We start from the raw sequence: 21,689 nt of genomic DNA, 5'->3' as shown, positions 1-21,689 counted from the left end.
CAAAAGTATAATATTTTTTTTATAAAAATGCGAACTTAGCTCCAAAACATGCAAAAAAATGCCTATTTTTAAAAAAAATCTGCATAGTGATTTTATTTAAACTTATTTTTGAAGAAATTAATTTATGAAAAAGAAGGAGCGACAAAAGAAAATTATACATGAAGTAAGCATTAACAGAAAAGTTAGTTCAAGCTTATTATCTGAAAAATTAGAAGTTTCTGAGGATACTATTAGAAGAGATATTCATGAATTGGATGGAAAAGGATTACTTACCAAAGTTCATGGGGGTGCTATTTCAACCATACAAAAGCTCTATCACTACAACGAAGACGCAATATATAATAGAGACAATAAAATCCAAATTGCACAAAAAGCGATTTCTTTAATACAGGATAGCATGGCAATAATCATGAGTGGTGGGACTACTAATTTAATGCTTGCTAAATTATTTCCTAAAGATTTAAAAGCTACTATTTACACCTATAGTTTACCAATAGCTATGCAATTAACGGAGCACCCTTTAATAGAAACCATATTCATCGGCGGCAAGATACATCGAAACTCTATGGTTACAACAGGCATTGATGTTATTCAATATTTATCCGACATCAGAGCGGATATTTGTTTTATGGGTGTTAGTGCCCTAAATATTGAACAAGGTATAACAGATGAAGGCTATGAAGTATCATTGGTAAAAAAAGCCATGATAAAAGCATCTGAGCATATTGTTTATTTGGCGACCTCAAACAAATTAAACGAAAAACTTAATTTCGATGTATGTAGTTTAAAACAAATAGATACGGTCGTAACCGATCTTGACTTAGATAACCCGAAACTTAAAGAGTATGTTTTAGCTGGTGTAAACTTGTTGTAAATAATTAATTTGCCAAAGAATGAATAGTATTCATTCTAAGAAATGATACAGCCTAAGGTGTAAAACTAAATAAAAATGAAAAGACTAGTTATTGTTAGTGCCTTTTTAGTATGTATTGTAGGCTACGCACAACAACAGGAACCACTACTTACTCTAGACGTAAAAAATCAAAAACAGTGGGTAGATAGTATAATGACAAATTTAACCATAAATCAAAAAATCGGTCAGCTTTTTATGGTTCAAGCCTATTCAAACAAAGATAAAAAGCATCAGAACTTCATTAAAAGAATGATAAGGAAATACCACATTGGTGGTTTAATTTTTATGCAAGGAACACCTGAAAAACAAGTGAGATTAACGAATATATATCAATCTAAATCTAAAATCCCTCTACTTATAGCGTTTGATGGTGAGTGGGGTTTAGATATGAGATTAAAAAACACTTTCCGTTACCCATGGAATATGACCTTAGGAGCCGTTCAAAACAATACCTTGATTGAGCAATTTGGCTACCAACTTGGAAAACACTGTAAACGGGTTGGCATTCATGTTAATTTTGCTCCGGTTGTTGACATTAATACTAATCCTAAAAACCCTATTATTGGAAATAGATCTTTTGGAGAAAACAAATACAATGTAGCTAAAAAAGCAATCGCTTTTACTAAAGGTATTCAAAGTATGGGAGTTTTAGCAAATGCTAAACATTTTCCTGGACATGGAGACACTTCAACAGATTCTCATAAAACACTACCTTTTCTAGATTTTGACTTAAAACGATTAGACTCCGTTGAATTATATCCTTATAGGCAACTATTTGATTCAGACTTAGCAAGTGTTATGATTGCTCATTTAAATGTCCCATCCTTGGAACCAAAAGAAGGCGTTCCAACATCTATGTCATATAAAGTAGTCACGGAGCTTTTAAAAAAGAAAATGAATTTTAATGGTTTAATTTTTACTGATGCTTTAAATATGAAAGGTGCTGCTAATTATGCCAAACCAGGTGATATTGATTTGGCTGCTTTTCTTGCTGGAAATGATATTTTGCTTATTCCTGAGGAGATAAAGCAAGCTGTAAAAAAAATAAAAAACGCGCTTAAAAATAAAATGTTCAGCCAAGAACGTTTAAATCAATCCGTTCGGAAAATATTACTGGCTAAATATCATGTGGGTTTAAATAATTTTGTCCCAATAAAAGGAGAAGGCATTAAAGATGATATTATTACTACAAAAGACAAACTGCTGTATAGATCTTTAATGAAAGAAGCCATAACACTTGTAAAAAATGATGATGCAACACTTCCTATTCGTGATTTAGCCAAAGCCAAAATAGCCTATATAAAATTGGGGGATTCCGACCATTTAAGCTTTACCAATACATTGAAAAAGTACACCCAAGTTGATATTATTTCTCATGAAAATTTAACTGGACTACTTCAAAGATTAAAACCTTATAACACTGTGATAATAGGTTATCATAAATCAAACAAAACACCTTGGGAAGGTTATAAAATGTCTAATGAAGAATTAATTTGGTTACAGGAAATTTCTAAAAACCACAAAATCATATTAGATGTTTTTGCAAGCCCATATACGCTCTTAGACATTAGTGATTTTAGTGTTATAGATGCTATTCTAATATCATATCAAAATAGTAATATATCACAAGAAATTTCAGCTCAAATGATTTTTGGAGCATTAGAAATTAAAGGAAAACTTCCTGTTACAATTAAAAACATGTTTCCGGAAGGAACTGGTATAACAACTCCTAACTTATTAAGACTTTCTTATTCTATTCCAGAAGATGTGGGCATGAACAGTAAATTACTTACTAAAATAGATTCTGTAACGAGAATGGTTGTTGACTCTTCAATGGCTCCAGGAGGGCAAGTTTTAGTTGCACGTTACGGTAAGGTAATCTATCATAAAAGCTTTGGCTATCATACATATAATAAAAAACAAAAAGTAAGATTAACTGATCTTTATGACTTAGCTTCAGTGACAAAAATACTAGGGGGACTTCCATTAATCATGAAAAGTGAAGAAATGGGGCTCTTTAATTTAAATACTACTCTTGGTAAAATATTACCTTATTTAAAAGAAACAAATAAAGATACAATTACTATAAAACAAGCGCTATCACATACTGGAAAAATGAAAGCGTGGATTCCTTATTATTTAGAAACTATAGATAGTATTACTAAAATACCTTTTAATAAATATTATAGTGAAATTAAGAACAAAGATTTTTCAATTAAAGTTGCTAAAGATTTATATTTAATTAATTCATACACAGATTCTATATACAAAAAAATAGCTGAGACACCGCAACGGGCTGAAATGGGTTACAAATACAGTGGCTTGGTTTTTTATTTATTTAAAAAATATATAAAAAATACCTTCAGTAAGGAAATGGATTATCTTGACAATGAGGAGTTTTACAAACCATTAGGAGCAACAACTCTAACTTATAATCCGCTAAATAAGTTTAATAAATCTGAAATTGTTCCTTCTGAAGTAGATAATTATTTCAGAAACCAAACTCTTCAAGGTCATGTTCATGATATGGGAGCTGCTATGATGAACGGAGTAAGTGGTAATGCTGGACTTTTTGGAAATTCAAACGATGTCGCTAAAATGATGCAAATGTATTTACAAGAAGGCTATTATGGCGGTAAAAGATATTTTGAATCAAAAACAATTCACAAATTTAATCATAGATATTATGAAAGTGATAGTATTCGAAGAGGGCTTGGTTTTGACAAACCTCAGCTAAATTCAGAAGACAAAGCGACTAGTAAATATGCTTCAACAAATAGCTTTGGCCACAGTGGCTTTACAGGCACCTATACTTGGGCAGATCCTGAAACTGGAATATTATATGTTTTTTTATCAAATAGGGTATATCCAACTATGTCCAATAATAAATTAGGAGAGAAAAATATAAGAACAGAAATTCAGGATTTAATTTATGAATCGATTATAGAATAATTGGTTTCGTACTTTTAATAAATTTTTATTTCATTAAGCTGTAATTTATAATCTTCTAAATCTTCAAAAGCCTCCAGCATTTCTATAGAATCATTATTTTCCAACCAGCATCTTATTTTTTTACTTCCGTTAATAATATCAATTGGCAATTCAGTATGATTATATTCATAAGGAGGTTTCTTCCATATAAAATCTTCTGCTAAGTAATGATATAACTCACGCATCAATATTTGCCCAACACGCCAAGGTTTATAAGTAAATTTGTTAGTAACGTGAATTTGAATACCACCGCATACTTGATTGGCATGTTTTTGAAAAGTAGGTAAAAATGTAACTGGCCTAAGCACAAAACCTTCTAATTTTGAATTTTTCACAACACTAAGCATATGGTTTTCATAAAACGAAAAAGGTTCAATTTTTGGGTGTCCTACAATTTCTAAAGACTGTGTTGTACCTCTTCCTTCACTTAAAAGCGTTCCTTCAAATAAAACCGTGGCTGGAAAGGTTAAAGAACTTTCTGCCCTAGGTAGGTTTGGAGATGGTAACAGCCATGGCAACTTAGTATCTTCAAAATACATATCTCGATTCCAATTCTGCATTTTTATAACTTTGAGGTTAGCTTGTTCTTTAACCCAATATTTTTGATGCATTAACCCAACCTCGCCAATAGTCATACCGTGACGCATAGGAATCGCATGTCGTCCAACAAAAGATTCAAATTCTAATTCTAATATATTTCCTTCAATATCAATTCCATTTATCGGATTAGGACGATCAAGTACAACAACTTGAATGTCCTTATCACTACATTTTTCTAACAAAAGGGTAAGTGTATAAATGTATGTATAAACTCTGCATCCAACATCTTGTAAATCCACAAATAAATGATCTATACCATCTAACATGTCATCAGTAGGAATACGAGTCTCAGAGTATAGGGAGTAAACAGGGATATTAAAATATGGATGTATAATATGGTCGGATTCAACCATATTATCTTGTACATCTGTTGCAAAACCATGTTGGGGCCCAAATAGCTTTACAAACCTTGCGCCAAATAGCTCTTTGAATTTCAATGCTGCATGTGTATAGTTAGAATCAATAGATGCATTATGACAAAGTAAAGCTACATTACCTTTAAATGTTTTATAAATCTCTTTGTCCTCTATTAATACATCAAGACCTGTTTTAACTGCCATATTTTTTTATTTAAAATACCTCTTCTCGCTCATAAATTTATTTAGGACAACAATATTGTTTCCCTAAATATTAACTAAACAAAAAAAAAACAAACTTAAAAATTGTTATAACAATATTTTAAATTGACGGATCTGTTGGAGTATTTGGATTATTCTCCCTCTCTATAGATGGATAAGGATAAAAATTTCTGTTCCTTTCATTAGTTGTATTGGCTGCAGAAGGAACTACAAAATCAGGATGAAACCTTTTACTGTCCTCAAATCTTAATCCTGTTAAAAATAGTTCTATACTTCTATTTTTATATATCTCTTCTAAAATATCGCTCTGACTTGTTTCATCTCCTGTCCAAGCTGGAAGGTTGGCATTTACGCCAAAAGGATCGTCATTCTTTTGTCTTACCAAATTTAATTGAGTAACCGCATCATCTAATTGATTTAATCTGGCATACGCTTCCGCTTTAATTAATAACATTTCTCCTGGAAGATATATTGGAATTGACGATGTACTAGTACTAAAGAAACCAAGCATTTCACTTAAAGCTTGACCGCCTGCATCTGCATTGGCAAAACCGGCATCGGCACCTAAATAGAAATCAACACGTCCATCTCCAGCCTCTGGAACATACGCCCCTAGTAAACCAAAATTAGTTTGAGGATTTAAATCAGCAGAATTAACGGTTCGATTCCAAATAGGGTTTTGATTATTAGCATCATAAACCCATATAGGCCTAGTAGCATCACTGTCATTTAATACGGCATTTGCAGCTGTAATTGAAGCATCATAATTACCTGCCATTAATTGATATCTTGAAAGATAAGCATTAATTATTTTATTTAGACTAATTGTTTGATCTACCAAAATAACATCTTTCCATAAAACATTAGATTTAAAATCATCTGACATAGGAGTTGTTGTGATCACATCTTTCGCTTCCTCTAACAATGCAATACAATTCGCTAATACCGTAGCTCTATCACTAAATTGAGCAGCACCATCGGCCGAATTATCTATAGGTACTTGTTCAAACATTTGAATTAAATACCCTAAACACATGGCTTTGATTAATTTTCCATAAGCTATAAGCCCACTTTTACTTCCTTGATTAGTAAACTCAACGGTATTAGCCCCCTCAATTAATGATTCAGCCATGCCTTTAGCTCGTAGAAGAGCTACCCAAGGATTTGTGATACCTCCACTTTCACTAGGCAATTCTGCTCCTCCTTTAGCCAATTCGTTAATATTTAAAAAGGTATTGGTTACCCCAAGTTCTCTTGTAGTAATTCCTGACGCTTCAATTATTTGTCTTAATGCCGTTACTGAATAATATTGCCTAATCCCAGTAGCTAATGCAAAAAGACCTCCCTTTGTTTTTAAAACAAGATTCTCGGTTGGACTGTTTGGATTTTCGAAATCAGTTTCGCATGCTGTAAACAACCCACTACCAATAAGCAGAACACTTACAATTGCATATATTTTTATATTTTTCATTTTTTTATTATTTTATTATTTTGATACTTAAAAAGTAGCTGTTACACCAAATTTAATAACACTCGGTATTGGAACCAATCCCATAATTCCTCCTCTAGAACCATTGCTCTGTGCATCCATATTTACTTCTGGGTCATAGCCTGAGAAATTATCAATCGAGAATAAATTACGCCCCGTTAGCGATAATTTAATACTGCTAACCCCTTTTAAAGGTTTTTTTAATAAATAGGAAGCCGATATTTCCCGAAGCTTGATATAAGATCCGTCTTCAATATAAGATTCGGCAATACCAAACTTGGCCGCCCCAGTTCCACGAACATCGTCTCCTCTTAATTCACTAGCCGTAGCAGGTCCACCACCAAAACGATAGAACATACGCGTATCCCAACTTAAAATATCATTACCTTGAACGGCATCCAGCTGCATTCTAAAAGAAAAGTTTTTGTATGTAACTTCGTTAATTAAAGAAGCTATAAAGTCTGGATTTGGATCCCCTATAACCTTACTTAAATTAGCTCCACTAGGCTGACCGGACCCATCTCTCTCTGGTACAGGATTTCCATTTACATCAAGGGATCCCTTCTCTCTTTGAGGAAGACCCCCAGGCGTTAAAAGCAAACTTCCATCTGTATTTCTTGCATAGAAACCTTGATAAAAAACCCCTAAAGGATTACCATTTTTAGCAACAGAGAATCCGAAATTTCCAATTCCAAATTGTTCACCTTCTATATTATTAACTTCATTTTTATTTGAGGAATATGTTCCAGTAATTGACCAGCTAAAATCATTAGTTTGAATTGGCGTGGCTGTAATTAATGCCTCAAATCCTCTGTTAGTCATTGTTCCAATATTTTCAATCCTTGTGCCTGCCCCAGTCGAAGGAGATAATATTCTATTTAATAAAAGATCTGTTATATTCTGTTTATAATAGGTAAGCTCAATCCCTATTTTATTATTAAACAATCCCACGTCAATACCGAATTCTAATTCAGATTGTCTTTCAGGTCTTAAATCAGGATTCCCAAGTTGAGTACTAGGAATAACACCAGAATTCCCGTCAATACCTCCAGCTACAAAATTTAGAAACCGATCAAAAGCACCGATAGCTAGAAGACTTCCTCCTTCTCCCCAAGCTGCTCTCACCTTAAAACTATTGATTGTGTTTCCAAAACTGTTTTCCCAAAAATCTTCATCAGAAATCAAGTAAGACATACTAGCTTTTGGAAAAAATTGATTCCTTTCATTCGGAGCAAATACTGAAGCACCATCTAATCTAATAGCGCCAGTTATAAAAAGTTTATCACTAAACCCAAATGTTTGCTGCAAAAACCCTCCCCAAGTTGTAATTTCACTTCTGTTTTCGTTAGTAGAAATTGAAGCTGCTCCATTGGTAGTTTTCACTCCTTCAGCTATTCCTGTGCCTGAAATTGAGCGCACTAAAGTCTTTTCTGATTGCCAAGCGAAGCCTGTTGTTGTTGTCGATTTTATATTCTCTCCTATCTTTTTATCAAAAGAAGCAGTTAAATCGCTATTGAATAGCTTAGTACTAATTGTAGATGTGCTTGCGCTACCTAATAAAACAGTATTGGTTCCAATAGGAACATATGTACTACCTATAGATTCCGCATTATCATAACCAAGAATGTAGTTCACTTTTAAACCATCAATAGGTTTCATATTAATTTGCAAATCACTAATATTTCTATTATTATTTTGATGAAAATCAAAGGTATTGATGTACTCCAAAATATTTGGATAAAAGGTCATATTAGGATAATTACCATCAGCGTCAGGTCTTGGGTCTATTTTATTATTAGTAAATAATATAGTTTGTAATACTCCAAATCCATAACCTCCATTGGGCATGTCTTGACTTTTGCTTGTAGAAAAATAGGTCCCTACAGAAGCAGACGCCCAATTATTAATTACTTGATTGACTCTAATTCTTCCTCCTTCTCTTTCAAAATTGGTGTTTTTGAGAATTCCATTGTTCTTTAAATAAGAAAATGAAGCAAAATAGTTTGTGTTGTCTTTTCCTCCTGATATAGAAACGTAATTATCGGTTCCTGTTGAATTTTCAAACACCATATCTTGATAGTCATACCTTGTTACTGGTTCTTTACTAAGAATGGTAATATCACTTGATGTCCAATCAAAAGGTTCTTGATTAAAATCACGCTTCTTTCTTAAAGAATTAAAATTCACACTGCTAGATAATGTAACTACAGGTTCTCCAGACTTTCCTTTTTTTGTAAAAATCTGTACGACACCGTTACTAGCTCTAGCTCCATATAACGCTGCTGCTGCTGCACCCTTTATCACTTCAATTCTATCAATATCCTGTGGGCTTATATCAGATAATCGATTTTGAACCACACTGTTTACATTCAAGACGTTAGTAGAGTTGTTATTGACAAATACGCCATCAATAATATACAAAGGATCTGAGCTTCCATTAACCGTACTCGCACTCCGTAATCGAACGCTAATACCACCGGCAGGATCACCTGAATTTTGAGATACTTGTACCCCAGCCAATTTTCCTGAAAGTGCTCCTGTAATATCAACGGATCCAGATTCGGCAATATCCAAACCACTTATAGTTGAAATAGTGTTTCCTAGTTGTTTCTTAGCTGTCAATGCTCCTGCCCCAGTTATGACCACTTGATCCAACCCCAGGATATCTGCAGTCATCTCAACATCATTTACCACTTGGGTCTGAGCGTTTAAAATAATTTTAACTTCTTTTGTTGCTAATCCAAGTGATCTAAAAACGAGTGTATAGTTACCCGCTTCAATGTTTGCTTTCAAATTATAATTTCCGTCAAAATCGGTAATTACCCCTAGAGCGGTATTCTTAACTTGAACTGTAACACCCATAACAGGATCACCAACATTATCAGTCACATTACCCTGTAATGTATATGTTGTTTGGCCGTGTGAGGTAAAGCTAAACATGATAAGCAACAAAAAGATACTTATAAATTGAAATCTCTTAATATAAGAGAGCATTTCATTAGTTTTTTTCATGAGAGTGAGTTTTAGTTATTTATGCTAAAAATATAAAAATTAAACCAAAACATGCGTTTTTTTTGCAAATAAATGCATGTTTTATTAATTTAACTCGAAAAAATATTTTAATAATTGCAAATTGTATATTGAAAGTTATATTTTATGCAGAAAACTGTTTTTATCGAATTTTTTTAGAAAAGCTTTTTCAAATGTATAATTTACTTTATAAAAATGCATATTTAGTTCTAAAACCTGCAAAAAAATGTCTTTTTATTTAATAAAAACTTATTTTTGAAGAAATCTGTTTATGAAAAAAAAGGAGCGACAAAAGAAAATTATAGATGAAGTAAGCATTAACAGAAAAATTAGTTCAAGCTTATTATCTGAAAAATTAGAGGTTTCTGAGGATACTATTAGAAGAGATATTCATGAATTGGATGGAAAAGGATTACTTACCAAAGTTCATGGAGGTGCCATTTCAACCATACAAAAGCTCTACCACTACAACGAAGACGTTATCTATAATAGAGACAATAAAATCCAGATTGCACAAAAAGCGATTTCTTTAATACAGGATAGCATGGCAATAATCATGAGTGGTGGGACCACTAATTTAATGCTTGCTAAATTATTTCCTAAAGATTTAAAAGCTACTATTTACACTTATAGTTTACCAATAGCTATGCAATTAACGGAGCACCCTTTAATAGAAACCATATTCATCGGCGGCAAAATACATCGAAACTCTATGGTTACAACAGGCATTGATGTTATTCAATATTTATCCGACATCAGAGCGGATATTTGTTTTATGGGTGTTAGTGCCCTAAATATTGAGCAAGGAATAACTGATGAAGGCTATGAAGTATCATTGGTAAAAAAAGCCATGATAAAAGCATCTGAGCATATTGTTTATTTGGCGACCTCAAACAAATTAAACGAAAAACTTAATTTCGATGTGTGTAGTTTAAAAGAAATAGATACGGTCGTAACCGATCTTGACTTAGATAACCCGAAACTTAAAGAGTATATTTTAGCTGGGGTGAACTTGTTGTAATGATGCAATTTAGCCTTAATTGACAATAAATATAGTTCAAATGTTAAAGTTTTCACAAAAGGAGTTCAATTCGGTGTCAGTGGAATTTTCATCCTCTGAAACCCCTTTAAAACTGCAATCTTTCAATATTTAACTAGTTCCACCTTGAGTACAGATAAAAAGGGAAACGATTAATCATTAATCGTTTCCCTTTTTATTATTTTTGTATATCCGTAAACACCCCTATATTGATTAATATTTTGTATATTTAATTGATTCAAAAACAGTTAGCTATGGATATATTTTCTTTTGGGGTTCATTTCACAGATGAAAAGAGTTGCAGGCTTCATTTCAAGGAGCAAAGGGACAAGCAAGGTGTTGTTTGTAAGCGTTGCGGATGTACAGACCACTATTGGCTGATCAATAAATGGAGCTATCAATGTAAATCCTGCAACTCAAGGACATCATTGCGCAGTGGCACCATAATGGAAAGCTCTAAATTGTCATTTCTGGTTTGGTACAAGACCATTTTTTTGATGAGCACCACAAAAAAAGGATTTTCCAGTAAAGAGATACAGCGCCAGTTGGGGCTAAAACGTTATGAGCCAGTTTGGGCAATGGTCCATAAACTGCGTAGAGCAATGGGGGATCGTGATGACAGGTACACATTGGAAGGAATGATAGAAATGGATGAAGGCTATTTTACTATTGAAGCCTCGGAACAAGCACACAAAACCCAAAAAGCAGGTCGAGGGAGCAAAACTAAATCCAATGTTATGATTATGGCAGAAAGCACCATACTGGAAGATATAGAAACAGGAAAAGTAGATAGACAATGCCGTTATTTTAAAGCTAAGGTATTAGAAGACCACAAGGCAGATGGCACAGACCAAAGCTTCAAAGACGCTATTGATGACGAGCAAACTATTATATTTACAGATAAGAGTACTTCATATGTAAATATTGCAGACTATGTAGAAATACATATGACAGAGAAATCAAACGAACAAACCACCAAAGAAACACTCAAATGGGTGCATATAGCAATAAGCAATGCTAAAAGGAACTTTGCGGGAACTTATCATAAAATCAAGAAGAAATATTTGCAATTATATCTGAACGAGTTTGTTTATAAGCTCAACCGCAGGTATTTTGGAGAACGAATCTTTGATAGGCTTATTATTGCTAGCATTACAGCTAATGGACATTAAACGGATATACAAATATTATTTTTAATATTTGCACGGTGCAATGATGTGTTTTGCTAGATATAAACATCTTGTATTTTCGAAATTTTTACTTTTAGCTCATAATCATAAAAAAATGAGCAAGGAAAAGCGTATTTAAATGTGCCAACTGCTTCTAAATTATTGTAAAATCTCTTCCCAAAGATGGATATAAATCAACTTTTGCTATTCCCAATTTGCCATAGAAGCATCCGTGAAAATAAGTTCTTTCTCAATTAGCTCTGTAATACGTTATTACTGAGACTGGACGATCAAAGCATATTGTAGTAAAACTTATATCATACTCATTAAGATAAGGTAGCGCTTAACCACATACTCCAACATAGCCCATATATTTAACAATCTGTTTTCTAAACCTTAGGATTTAACTACCTTTGCGCCATCTAATACACGAGTTTATGATACATTCAATGACAGGTTATGGAAAATCTGTATTGCAATTGCCAACCAAAAAAATAACCATCGAGTTAAAATCATTAAATAGCAAGAGTCTGGATTTAAACGCGAGAATGCCTTCTATTTACAGAGAAAAAGAACTCACCATACGAAAGCTATTAGCAGATAAACTAGTACGTGGCAAAGTAGATTTTTCTATTTATGTAGAAGCGACTGCTGAGGATACCTCAACACAAATTAATACACCCGTTGTTAAGCAATATATTAGGCAATTAAAAGAAGTTGTAGATGCTAACGATATAGAGCTACTAAAAATGGCCGTACGTTTTCCAGACGCTTTGAATACCGTTCGGGAAGAGATTGACGAGAGCGAATGGCGTGCTATTGAAGCCGAAATAGATAAAACGGTTATACTTATAAATGAATACCGCCGTGACGAAGGCAAAGTGCTTGAAAACGATTTTAATAAACGCATCGTAATCATAGATACATTACTCAACGAGGTGATTGCTATGGATCCCGATCGTATAGAAGGGGTTCGTGAACGGCTCTTTAAAGGTGTTGAGGATTTAAGAGAGAAATATGATGAAAATCGATTCGAGCAAGAACTCGTTTACTACATAGAAAAATTTGATATTACCGAAGAGAAAGTCCGTCTTAAAAATCACTTGGAATATTTCACCGAAAGTGTCAATTCAATCGATTCAAACGGTAAAAAACTCGGATTTATAAGTCAGGAAATTGGTAGGGAAATTAATACCATCGGGTCTAAAAGCAACTACGCACCTATGCAGCAACTCGTGGTACAAATGAAGGATGAGCTTGAAAAAATTAAAGAACAATTGCTAAACGTTTTATAATTACAGTGAAACTTCAAGACATGAATACCGGTAAGCTTATTGTATTTTCTGCACCATCGGGTTCAGGAAAAACAACTATTGTAAGGCATCTATTAGGTTTAGTACCGCTAAATTTAGAATTCTCCATTTCAGCAACCTCAAGGGAGAAACGCGGTGATGAAATCGATTGTAAGGATTACTATTTTTTATCAGCGAAGGAGTTTAAAACCAAGATCAAGAATGATGAATTTTTAGAATGGGAAGAAGTATATCGGGATAATTTCTATGGTACTCTAAAAGCCGAAGTAGAACGTATTTGGGCCAAAGGCAAACATGTGATCTTCGATATTGATGTATCAGGAGGATTACGCATCAAGCGTAAATTTCCAGAAGAAACCTTAGCTATTTTTGTTAAACCGCCAAGTATTGATGCGCTTAAAATTCGATTAAAAAAGCGAAAAACCGAGAGCGAGGATAAAATAAATATGCGTATTGCTAAAGCTTCTGCCGAACTTGCAACGGCACCATTATTTGACGTTATTATTGAAAATGATAATTTAGAACATGCTCTTTTTGAGGCCGAAGCCTTAGTGGACAATTTTGTGAATTCATAATTTCTTAAGATGAAGATTGGCTTGTTTTTTGGTTCCTTTAATCCCATTCATATTGGACATCTTGTTATTGCCAACCATTTAGCCGAATACAGCGATTTGGATCAAATCTGGTTTGTGGTAACGCCCCATAATCCTTTCAAAAAAAAGAGCTCGCTGTTAGATAACCATCAACGTTTGGAAATGGTGTATCGGGCAACCAAAGATTACACAAAACTCAAACCAAGTAACATTGAATTTAACTTGCCCCAGCCAAATTATACCATACATACGCTAACCTATTTACAAGAGAAATACCCCAAGTACGATTTCGCATTGATTATGGGTGAAGACAACTTAAAAGGTTTTCATAAATGGAAAAATTATGAGCTTATCATAGAAAATCATGATCTCTATGTTTACCCGCGTATTTCAAGTGAAACTATAGCAACACGGTTTGATGGACACGAGAAAATTCATCATGTAAAAGCACCAATTATGGAATTGTCTTCTACATTCATTCGAAAATCCATAAAAGAAGGCAAAAACGTGAGGCCCATGTTACCTGAATTTGTTTGGGAATATCTAGACGAAATGAACTTTTATAAGTAATAACCATATCGCTATTTCAGAATTATACCAATTATAATTTAAAATGAGCTTGAAAAAATTTGAATCATAGGAATCTTTATCTACTCCATTAGATAATTACGCTTATAAAGGATTTCACAAACTTTAAAGTGAGCGACATTAAGTTTAATTCACCACAACACAATCTTATTGCTCCAAATTTACACGAACTATTTATTGTAAAAATAGCCCAATTATGAAACCTCGTTGTTTATCGGTTAAGACAAATTAACAAGTTTTCATAAATGGGAAAGTATGAGTTCATAATAAAAAAATAAGTTTTAAAAAGGACCTCCTCCATCATCATCACCTTCGTCCTCACAATCGGTAAGATTAGCCTCAACAAACATTGCCCAGCTTTTTCCACCAAAATCTTCACCTTCAGCCCAAGCAGTTTCCTCTGATGGCCCACTGACTTCAGCATGAGCGGCAAAACAAAATGCATCGTCTATGTTAAAGTCGTTTAAATTAAAAATGTATGTAACCTCTGTCACTCCCTCTTCATGGGTACTTGAGTAATCAAAATTTCCAATTTTAGGATTATTAGCTCCTGTAACAGGGAAACCATCCGCTTCACAATTAGTAATGTGCAAGTGTGTTGCATCAATAGTCCAATCAAGGTTTATTTGATAAGTAATTATCATGTTACCTCCTTCAATATCTATAGTTACCGTACCTGCTATATGGTGTTGTCCGGCAATAAGATCTATTGTTTTACAATGCTCATCGGAGTATTCAGTGGAAGTGTTATCACTTTCTATGATAGTAACATCTTTGTTTTTATTATTGACTTTTGTACTGGCAATAGATTGATCCTCTAAAACGCCTTCTACATTACAACTAAATAAAGTAGAAATAAGGCATACCGTAATTAAAAAAATATTCTTATTCATAACATGCATGTTTTGTAGGTTAAGATTGTAAATATATCTTTCAATACATGAAACACCTAATATTTTCGACATACAGCATGCTAGGCGTGCATTTAATCGGCTAATTATCCTATTTCAATAAAATATTTCCTACTTCATGAGTGCAAACTTTTTAAATACAAACAGAATAAATAACTAGAAATTTAAGAGATATTAAAAAGCCAACTTATAAATATAAGCTGGCTTTTTAATGCGTTTAAGGTAAATGCCTATTTAGTCTAAGGCAGGAATACGTAACACTTGTCCTGGATAAATTTTATCTGGATCTTTTAACATTGGTTTATTGGCTTCAAAAATAACTGGGTATTTCATAGCATTGTCATAATACTTCTTAGCAATTTTACTAAGTGTGTCACCGCTTACCACAGTATGAAACTGCGCTTCCGGCTCTGTGTGCTCCACTGTCATTTGATCGTCCACTGTGGCAATACCAGCAGAATTACCCACAACTAATACTACTTTTTCTTTAGTAGCTTGATTGTAGGCTTTTCCCTTTATGGTCGCCTTGTCGTCATCTATATGTACATTTAAATACTCTACTTCTAAATCTAAATCTTTAATGGTCTCTTCCAGCTTTCTCGCTGCTAGGTCCTCCATTTTTACTTCTTTGGCTGCTGCTTCGGCAGCTTCTTCTTTATCGGTTTTGCCTATACCAAAAATTTTAGCTCCGGCGTTTTTAATAAATGAAAATAGTCCCATAATTTTATTTTGTGTTAAATGATTAATATTTGCTGTCAGCTAAATTAAGTTTTTTGCTCATAGTCCATTAGCTCATTTGCCATAAATCATAACCCATTGCCATATAAAAAAGAAACTGCTTAAAGCAGATGCCTTAAACAGTTTCCCAACTAAATAACCAACCAAAAATTTCTATTTTATTCTCGTGTTCTCTCTCGGGTTCACGACTTTATCTTTTCTAAACTTTCTACTCTTCTCTTTTGTTGTCGCTGTTTTACCTTTCACATTAGCAGTTTTAAAGTATTGTATATAACCTCTTCCAGCAAACTCATAAACGGTTTCAGATGCTGGATGGAACAGTTCTATCTTACCATCATTTATAACGCTTAACTCAAAATATTCATTGTCGAAATAATCATAATCTAATGTTAAAGTTTTTAGGTACATATCTCCTGTAACATCACCTACACCATATATGCCCGTATAATCCCAATACAAATTATTTGTTCCGGTACCATTATCATCCTGTGAGCTTTGGAATGTAGAATCATTCCCTCCTGCAAGAAATTGTAAGAAGTTTTCCTCATCAAATTCATTTAAAGCTCCAAAATCACTTGTATAGGTTTTTTCCCAAGCCTCGTATTCCTGTAAAAAATAATGAATGTTATCATAGAACACAAAGTCGTAATCGAAATTACTACGCTGGTAGCCTTCTAAAAAGTACGAGGTATCATTGTTAGGATTGTACAACTCCAATGTGTTATTATCTATTTGATACACATCAAAGGTATCAAAACCATCTAAATCATGATTAACATCTAAAATCATGTCATAGGCATCGTAGGATCCTACATCAATTCCAAATCCGCCACCACTATCGCCTAAACCAACAATATTGTTATTCGCGTATAACACACCATTTCTAAATGAAATTGTAAATGCTTTTTGCAAAAAAGGTGTTTCACCATAACCCACAGTTTGATTAATATCTACGTACCACAATTCGTGTGAATTTAACAGTTGGTTTAAGGAAATTGTTGGCTCATCATAAACATCAACATATTCATCAACCACAACTTCTGTGTAGCACGATGTAAACAAAGTTGCCATAAGAGCAAAACCTGAAAGTAATTTTATCGTCTTCATAATCAAAATATTTAGAGTTCTTGTAATAGGGTTTTCAAAACACGTGCCAAAAATTAAATGATACCGTTTTATAGGTAAAAATGAAGGTGGAATATTTTATGTATTTTTGAAGACTAACCATTCAAAATTTATGAGTAATTCTTTAAAATATGCGGTTTTTGGAGCAGGAAGTTGGGCAACTGCCATTGTGAAAATGCTTTGCGAAAATTTAGACGAAGTAGGCTGGTATATGCGAAGTGTGTATACCAAAGAGCATCTTTTAAAGGAACAACACAACCCCAGTTATTTAAGTTCGGTTGAATTTAATTTAAAGCAATTAAAACTTAGTAATGACATTAACGCCATTGCCGATTACGCCGATGTTTTAATTTTTGTTATTCCCTCTGCCTTTATACATAGTGAATTAGAAAAATTGACTGTAGATATCTCCAATAAAACCATTGTATCGGCTGTAAAAGGCATTATGCCCGAAACTGGTTTACTGGTTGGCGAACATTTTCATGATATATATAAAGTCCCTTTCGAAAATATTGCAGTCATCGCTGGCCCATGCCACGCCGAAGAGGTGGCACTTGAGCGTCTATCCTATTTAACCATATCTTGTGTAGATGCTGTAAAAGCACAAGACATAGCCGATAAGCTGTCTAGCGATTATATAAAAACCAAAATAAGTGATGACGTTATTGGTGTAGAATATGCCGTCATGCTGAAAAATATTTACGCAATAGCAGCTGGAATTGCACATGGTTTGGGCTACGGCGATAATTTCCAAAGTGTTTTAATGAGCAATTCCATCAGGGAAATGAAACGCTTTATTAAAAAAATGCATAAGATGAAACGTAACATTAACGATTCTGCTTATTTAGGCGATTTATTGGTAACGGGATATTCTGTGTTTTCAAGAAACAGAATGTTTGGAAATATGATTGGTAAAGGGTATACTGTAAAGTCGGCTCAAATGGAAATGAGTATGGTGGCAGAAGGCTATTACGCCACTAAAAGTGCACATTTATTGAACAAGAAGAATAAGAAGAAAACACAGCTCCCCATAATACATGCGGTTTATGAGATTTTGTACGAAAACAAAAATCCTAAAAAAGTGTTTAACCGCTTGACAGATCAGTTGGATTAAAAACTCTTTTCAAGAAAGGAATCTTATTAATTCTATACCGCTTATTTGGGTGCTCCCTAAAGGTCGGGCTTTTATTCATGCACTCCAATTTTGCTTTGTTGAATTCATGAACATACATGTTTCACTATATCTTTTTGCTAAAAAGCAAAAAGGATGCCGTTTCAATCCCTAGCACAGTTCGTGACTTCAATGAATAGTTGTAGTTTAAATTTATGCGATTCCTGCCTTCGTAGGAATTTATTATTTCACCAAGACCCCTTTAACATCCATTAAAGGGATTGCTTGCAACGCTTTTAAATTCACCGTGTTTTTTCTAAAGAGATACGTTTTATCAAACATTTGGTTCCCTTCAAAAAAAGACACCTTAAAAGCATTGTTAAGTGCAAACAATTCCTCTTGTATCATCTCAATTTTAGCATAGCTTTTCTTTGGTAAGACGTCTATTTTTTTTCGGAATTTAGAGGTTATTTTTTCTTTAGAATAGCCATCTGTCACTATAATAACCATGTCTAAATCTACATGCTTATCGTTTATAATATAAGCGTTCCAATCTTGCGTTTTATAAATCGCATTATATTCATTGACAATGGCAATGTAAACATCTTCAACTTTTGGGATTTGTATATCTTTTTTCATGGTTCGTCATTGCGAAACTTTTAATTAAAAGTTGTGGCAATCTTTTAAATTAAACAGATTCCCACGTCGTTCCTCCTCGGAATGACAACATTATTCTAAAAAGCGGATTTAAACTGCTCTAAAAACCTAACGTCATTTTCACTTAACAAACGTATATCGCTTATTTGATGCAGTAATAAAGCGATTCGGTCTATACCCATCCCAAAGGCAAATCCAGAATACTCCTTGGAATCAATGCCACAGTTTTCTAGTACATTTGGGTCTACCATACCACAACCCATAATTTCTAACCAACCAGTTCCCTTGGTCATTTTATAATCGGTCTCGGTTTCTAAGCCCCAATACACATCGACTTCCGCGCTTGGTTCGGTAAATGGGAAATAGGACGGACGTAATCGTATTTTGCTTTTTCCAAACATTTCGGTGGTAAAGTGCTGCAAGGTTTGTTTAAGGTCGGCAAAACTAACATCTTTATCAATGTACAAGCCTTCCACTTGATGAAAGAAACAGTGTGAACGTGCTGAGATAGCCTCATTTCTATATACACGCCCTGGAGAAATCGTTCTGATTGGTGGTTTGTTATTTTCCATATAACGCACTTGTACCGAACTTGTGTGTGTACGCAATAAAATATCTGGATCGGTTTGAATAAAAAAGGTATCCTGCATATCGCGTGCCGGATGATATTCTGGTAAGTTTAACGCTGTAAAGTTATGCCAGTCATCTTCAATTTCCGGACCTTCGCTCACGTTAAAGCCAATACGGGAAAAGATATCAATAATTTGATTTTTTACAATAGAAATAGGATGTCTGGCTCCTATTTGAATAGGATCACCTGGACGTGTTAAATCGCCATAAATGCCTTTGACATCTTCTTTTCCTTCTAGCTCTTCTTTTAGAGCATTAACTTTATCCTCTGCTATTTTTTTGAGCTTATTAATGGTTTGTCCAAATTCTTTTTTCTGGTCGTTAGCTACATTTTTAAACTCTGCAAAAAACTCATTTAGCAAACCTTTTTTACCTAAGTACTTTATACGAAATGCTTCAATCTCATCTTTCGATTGTGCTTTAAAATCTTCGGCTTCGGCAATGAGTTGGTTTATCTTATCTATCATAACATCCTTAAAATGATGGCAAATTTAATCAATTTATCGGGATTTGCGTTAAGGATTGCAGCGGCATCCTTTTTACTTTTTTGTAAAAAGATATAGCGGAAAGCCTGACTTTTTATTTTTTTTAAAAAGTAACGCCCAAAAATTAATGTATATATTCTGTCTCTAAAAAGTAGTTTACGATGGCTTCCTTCATTAAAATACTTTGTTCACCGGCTTTTAAATGTGGCAAGGTTTCTAATGCTTTGTAATGCGGCCAACCGTCGTCATCTACAAATTCAAGTTCATAATAACCATAGGAGCTCAATAATTTGCAAATAGCAATGTGCATGAGGTCTAGCTTATGATCTTTTTTATAGGTTTTATGCAACTGCCCAAGCTCTTGAACGCCTATTAAATAGATAATCGCATCTAAATCTAAAGCGTCTCCATCTGCAAATTGATTAGATAGTTTTGTAACTACTAATTCCCACCGTTCTTTTAATTGTTCGTCTCTAGACATAATATTTTTAAAGTTGCAAAGTTAATAAACCTAACTGTCACTATTATTTTATATTTGTTTAAATTGAAAGTTTATGAATGTATTGGATATTGTTTTAGGTGCCTTAATTTTATTTGGATTGGTGCGCGGATTAATGAAAGGGTTTTTTGTTGAAATCGCTTCGCTAATTGCATTGGTTGCTGGGGTTTATGGCGCAATTCATTTTAGTGATTTTGCGGCAGGTTTTTTAGATAGCAAGGTTGACTGGGATGAGAAAACAATTAATATCGTGGCTTTTGCGATTACCTTCGTAATTATTGTTTTAGTAATTGCTCTAGCAGGAAAAGCATTAACTAAATTGGCCGACTTTGCGGCTTTAGGTATTATAAATAAACTCCTTGGCGGGGTTTTTGGAGGTCTAAAAATAGCTTTAATTTTGAGTGTGATACTCTTAATATTTGAAAAAATAAGTGACTTTGGGATTCCTTTTACGGATGATGAAGATTTAGAATCGTCTGTACTTTATGAGCCCGTAAAATCGCTTGTCCCTACAATTTTTCCAGCACTTTTAAATACAGACGACACTGATACTGAAATATTTGAATTGGATAACGAAGCGTAACCCTTTGTTATATCACTAATCTAAATGATAAATTTCCATGATATCTTTTAGGTATTTTTCAAAGTTGATTTCTAAATCGATAAGTCTTCCTGTATGCACATCAAACACCCAACCATGTACTTGCAAGCCCCGCGACCTATAGGCTTTTTGAACGGCTGCTGTTTTTATAAGATTCACGCATTGTTCTTTAACATTAAGTTCTACCAATCTATCGTATTTTTTCTCTTCATCTTCAATAGCATTCAATTCTTTTTTATGAATACGATACACATCGCGAATGTTCCTTAACCATGGGTTTAAGACGCCCAAATCTGCTGATTGCATAGCAGCTTTTACGCCCCCACAGGCATAATGCCCGCAAACCACAATATGGTTTACACCCAAATGATCCACTGCATATTCCACAACAGACATCACATTTAAATCTATGCTGATGACCATATTGGCAATATTGCGGTGTACAAATACCTCACCGGGACCGAGTCCCATTAAATCTTCAGCAGTTACCCTACTGTCACTACAACCTATATACAAGAGCTCTGGATTTTGCCCTTTACCTAAGTCTTCAAAATAATTCTCTGAAGTTGATAACTGTTTCTTAATCCACGCTTCATTGTTCTGAAATACTTTAGATAAATCCATAGTGT

The 21,689-nt window shown here is 33.8% G+C and carries 19 protein-coding genes; 9 read left to right on the top strand and 10 right to left on the bottom strand.

Translation table 11 applies throughout. The features are described from left to right. Positions 1-124: 124 nt before the first annotated feature. Both FAF07_RS08865 and FAF07_RS08860 read left to right on the top strand, forming a co-directional pair. On the top strand, positions 125-874 hold the full coding sequence (locus tag FAF07_RS08865) for a DeoR/GlpR family DNA-binding transcription regulator (protein ID WP_142784767.1): 750 nt from the start codon (positions 125-127) through the stop codon (positions 872-874). A gap of 75 nt (positions 875-949) precedes the next feature. Continuing rightward, positions 950-3,865 (top strand): glycoside hydrolase family 3 N-terminal domain-containing protein, encoded by a 2,916-nt coding sequence (locus tag FAF07_RS08860; RefSeq protein WP_142784766.1) that lies wholly within the window; start codon positions 950-952, stop codon positions 3,863-3,865. A 14-nt stretch (positions 3,866-3,879) separates the two neighbouring features. Here FAF07_RS08860 and FAF07_RS08855 read toward each other — a convergent pair whose 3' ends face one another. The 3 genes from FAF07_RS08855 to FAF07_RS08845 all read right to left on the bottom strand — a co-directional run bounded on the left by FAF07_RS08855 (position 3,880) and on the right by FAF07_RS08845 (position 9,583). Further along, positions 3,880-5,064 (bottom strand): exo-beta-N-acetylmuramidase NamZ family protein, encoded by a 1,185-nt coding sequence (locus FAF07_RS08855; RefSeq protein ID WP_142784765.1) that lies wholly within the window; start codon positions 5,062-5,064, stop codon positions 3,880-3,882. Positions 5,065-5,182: 118 nt separating this feature from the next. Continuing rightward, positions 5,183-6,553, bottom strand: coding sequence for a RagB/SusD family nutrient uptake outer membrane protein (locus tag FAF07_RS08850; protein WP_142784764.1), 1,371 nt, complete (start codon positions 6,551-6,553; stop codon positions 5,183-5,185). A gap of 27 nt (positions 6,554-6,580) precedes the next feature. After that, a complete protein-coding gene (locus tag FAF07_RS08845; protein WP_142784763.1) occupies positions 6,581-9,583 on the bottom strand; it encodes a SusC/RagA family TonB-linked outer membrane protein in 3,003 nt (1,000 codons plus the stop codon). A 289-nt stretch (positions 9,584-9,872) separates the two neighbouring features. Between FAF07_RS08845 and FAF07_RS08840 the strand changes: the two genes are divergently transcribed. The 5 genes from FAF07_RS08840 (at position 9,873) to nadD (ending at position 14,285) form a co-directional block, all read left to right on the top strand. Continuing rightward, positions 9,873-10,622 (top strand): DeoR/GlpR family DNA-binding transcription regulator, encoded by a 750-nt coding sequence (locus FAF07_RS08840; RefSeq protein WP_142784762.1) that lies wholly within the window; start codon positions 9,873-9,875, stop codon positions 10,620-10,622. 272 nt (positions 10,623-10,894) lie between these two features. Continuing rightward, positions 10,895-11,812, top strand: coding sequence for an IS1595 family transposase (locus FAF07_RS08835; protein WP_142783597.1), 918 nt, complete (start codon positions 10,895-10,897; stop codon positions 11,810-11,812). A 434-nt stretch (positions 11,813-12,246) separates the two neighbouring features. After that, positions 12,247-13,104, top strand: coding sequence for a YicC/YloC family endoribonuclease (locus FAF07_RS08830; protein WP_142784761.1), 858 nt, complete (start codon positions 12,247-12,249; stop codon positions 13,102-13,104). Positions 13,105-13,124: 20 nt separating this feature from the next. Then, positions 13,125-13,697, top strand: a complete 573-nt coding sequence (gene gmk, locus FAF07_RS08825; RefSeq protein WP_142786575.1) for a guanylate kinase — start codon at positions 13,125-13,127, stop codon at positions 13,695-13,697. A 9-nt stretch (positions 13,698-13,706) separates the two neighbouring features. Continuing rightward, positions 13,707-14,285, top strand: coding sequence for a nicotinate (nicotinamide) nucleotide adenylyltransferase (nadD, locus tag FAF07_RS08820; protein WP_142784760.1), 579 nt, complete (start codon positions 13,707-13,709; stop codon positions 14,283-14,285). A gap of 299 nt (positions 14,286-14,584) precedes the next feature. Here nadD and FAF07_RS08815 read toward each other — a convergent pair whose 3' ends face one another. The 3 genes from FAF07_RS08815 to FAF07_RS08805 all read right to left on the bottom strand — a co-directional run bounded on the left by FAF07_RS08815 (position 14,585) and on the right by FAF07_RS08805 (position 17,059). After that, positions 14,585-15,196: a hypothetical protein gene (locus FAF07_RS08815; protein WP_142784759.1), complete on the bottom strand. Its 612-nt coding sequence runs from the start codon at positions 15,194-15,196 to the stop codon at positions 14,585-14,587. A gap of 252 nt (positions 15,197-15,448) precedes the next feature. Continuing rightward, positions 15,449-15,934, bottom strand: coding sequence for a peptidoglycan-binding protein LysM (gene lysM, locus FAF07_RS08810; protein ID WP_142784758.1), 486 nt, complete (start codon positions 15,932-15,934; stop codon positions 15,449-15,451). A gap of 171 nt (positions 15,935-16,105) precedes the next feature. Beyond that, a complete protein-coding gene (locus FAF07_RS08805) occupies positions 16,106-17,059 on the bottom strand; it encodes a nicotinic acid mononucleotide adenyltransferase (RefSeq protein WP_142784757.1) in 954 nt (317 codons plus the stop codon). Positions 17,060-17,189: 130 nt separating this feature from the next. Here FAF07_RS08805 and FAF07_RS08800 point away from each other — a divergent pair, with 130 nt between their 5' ends. Continuing rightward, positions 17,190-18,191 (top strand): NAD(P)H-dependent glycerol-3-phosphate dehydrogenase, encoded by a 1,002-nt coding sequence (locus tag FAF07_RS08800; RefSeq protein WP_142784756.1) that lies wholly within the window; start codon positions 17,190-17,192, stop codon positions 18,189-18,191. Positions 18,192-18,431: 240 nt separating this feature from the next. On the opposite strand, the gene FAF07_RS08795 is transcribed toward FAF07_RS08800, so the two are convergent. The 3 genes from FAF07_RS08795 to FAF07_RS08785 form a co-directional block, all read right to left on the bottom strand. Then, positions 18,432-18,827, bottom strand: coding sequence for a hypothetical protein (locus FAF07_RS08795; RefSeq protein ID WP_142784755.1), 396 nt, complete (start codon positions 18,825-18,827; stop codon positions 18,432-18,434). Positions 18,828-18,922: 95 nt separating this feature from the next. Then, complete coding sequence (gene pheS, locus FAF07_RS08790; RefSeq protein WP_142784754.1) at positions 18,923-19,942, bottom strand: phenylalanine--tRNA ligase subunit alpha; 1,020 nt, start codon at positions 19,940-19,942, stop codon at positions 18,923-18,925. A gap of 142 nt (positions 19,943-20,084) precedes the next feature. Then, on the bottom strand, positions 20,085-20,441 hold the full coding sequence (locus FAF07_RS08785) for a hypothetical protein (RefSeq protein WP_142784753.1): 357 nt from the start codon (positions 20,439-20,441) through the stop codon (positions 20,085-20,087). A 73-nt stretch (positions 20,442-20,514) separates the two neighbouring features. On the opposite strand from FAF07_RS08785, the gene FAF07_RS08780 reads away from it, so the two are divergent. Then, a complete protein-coding gene (locus FAF07_RS08780) occupies positions 20,515-21,042 on the top strand; it encodes a CvpA family protein (RefSeq protein ID WP_142784752.1) in 528 nt (175 codons plus the stop codon). A gap of 15 nt (positions 21,043-21,057) precedes the next feature. Here FAF07_RS08780 and FAF07_RS08775 read toward each other — a convergent pair whose 3' ends face one another. Then, entirely contained in the window at positions 21,058-21,684 is a 627-nt protein-coding gene (locus FAF07_RS08775; RefSeq protein ID WP_142784751.1) for a carbonic anhydrase, read from the bottom strand. Positions 21,685-21,689 lie beyond the last annotated feature (5 nt).

Source organism: Changchengzhania lutea (assembly GCF_006974145.1).
GTDB lineage: Bacteria > Bacteroidota > Bacteroidia > Flavobacteriales > Flavobacteriaceae > Changchengzhania > Changchengzhania lutea.
The sequence above is the reverse complement of the archived record's forward strand: the minus strand, read 5'-3'. Positions and strand labels throughout refer to the sequence as shown.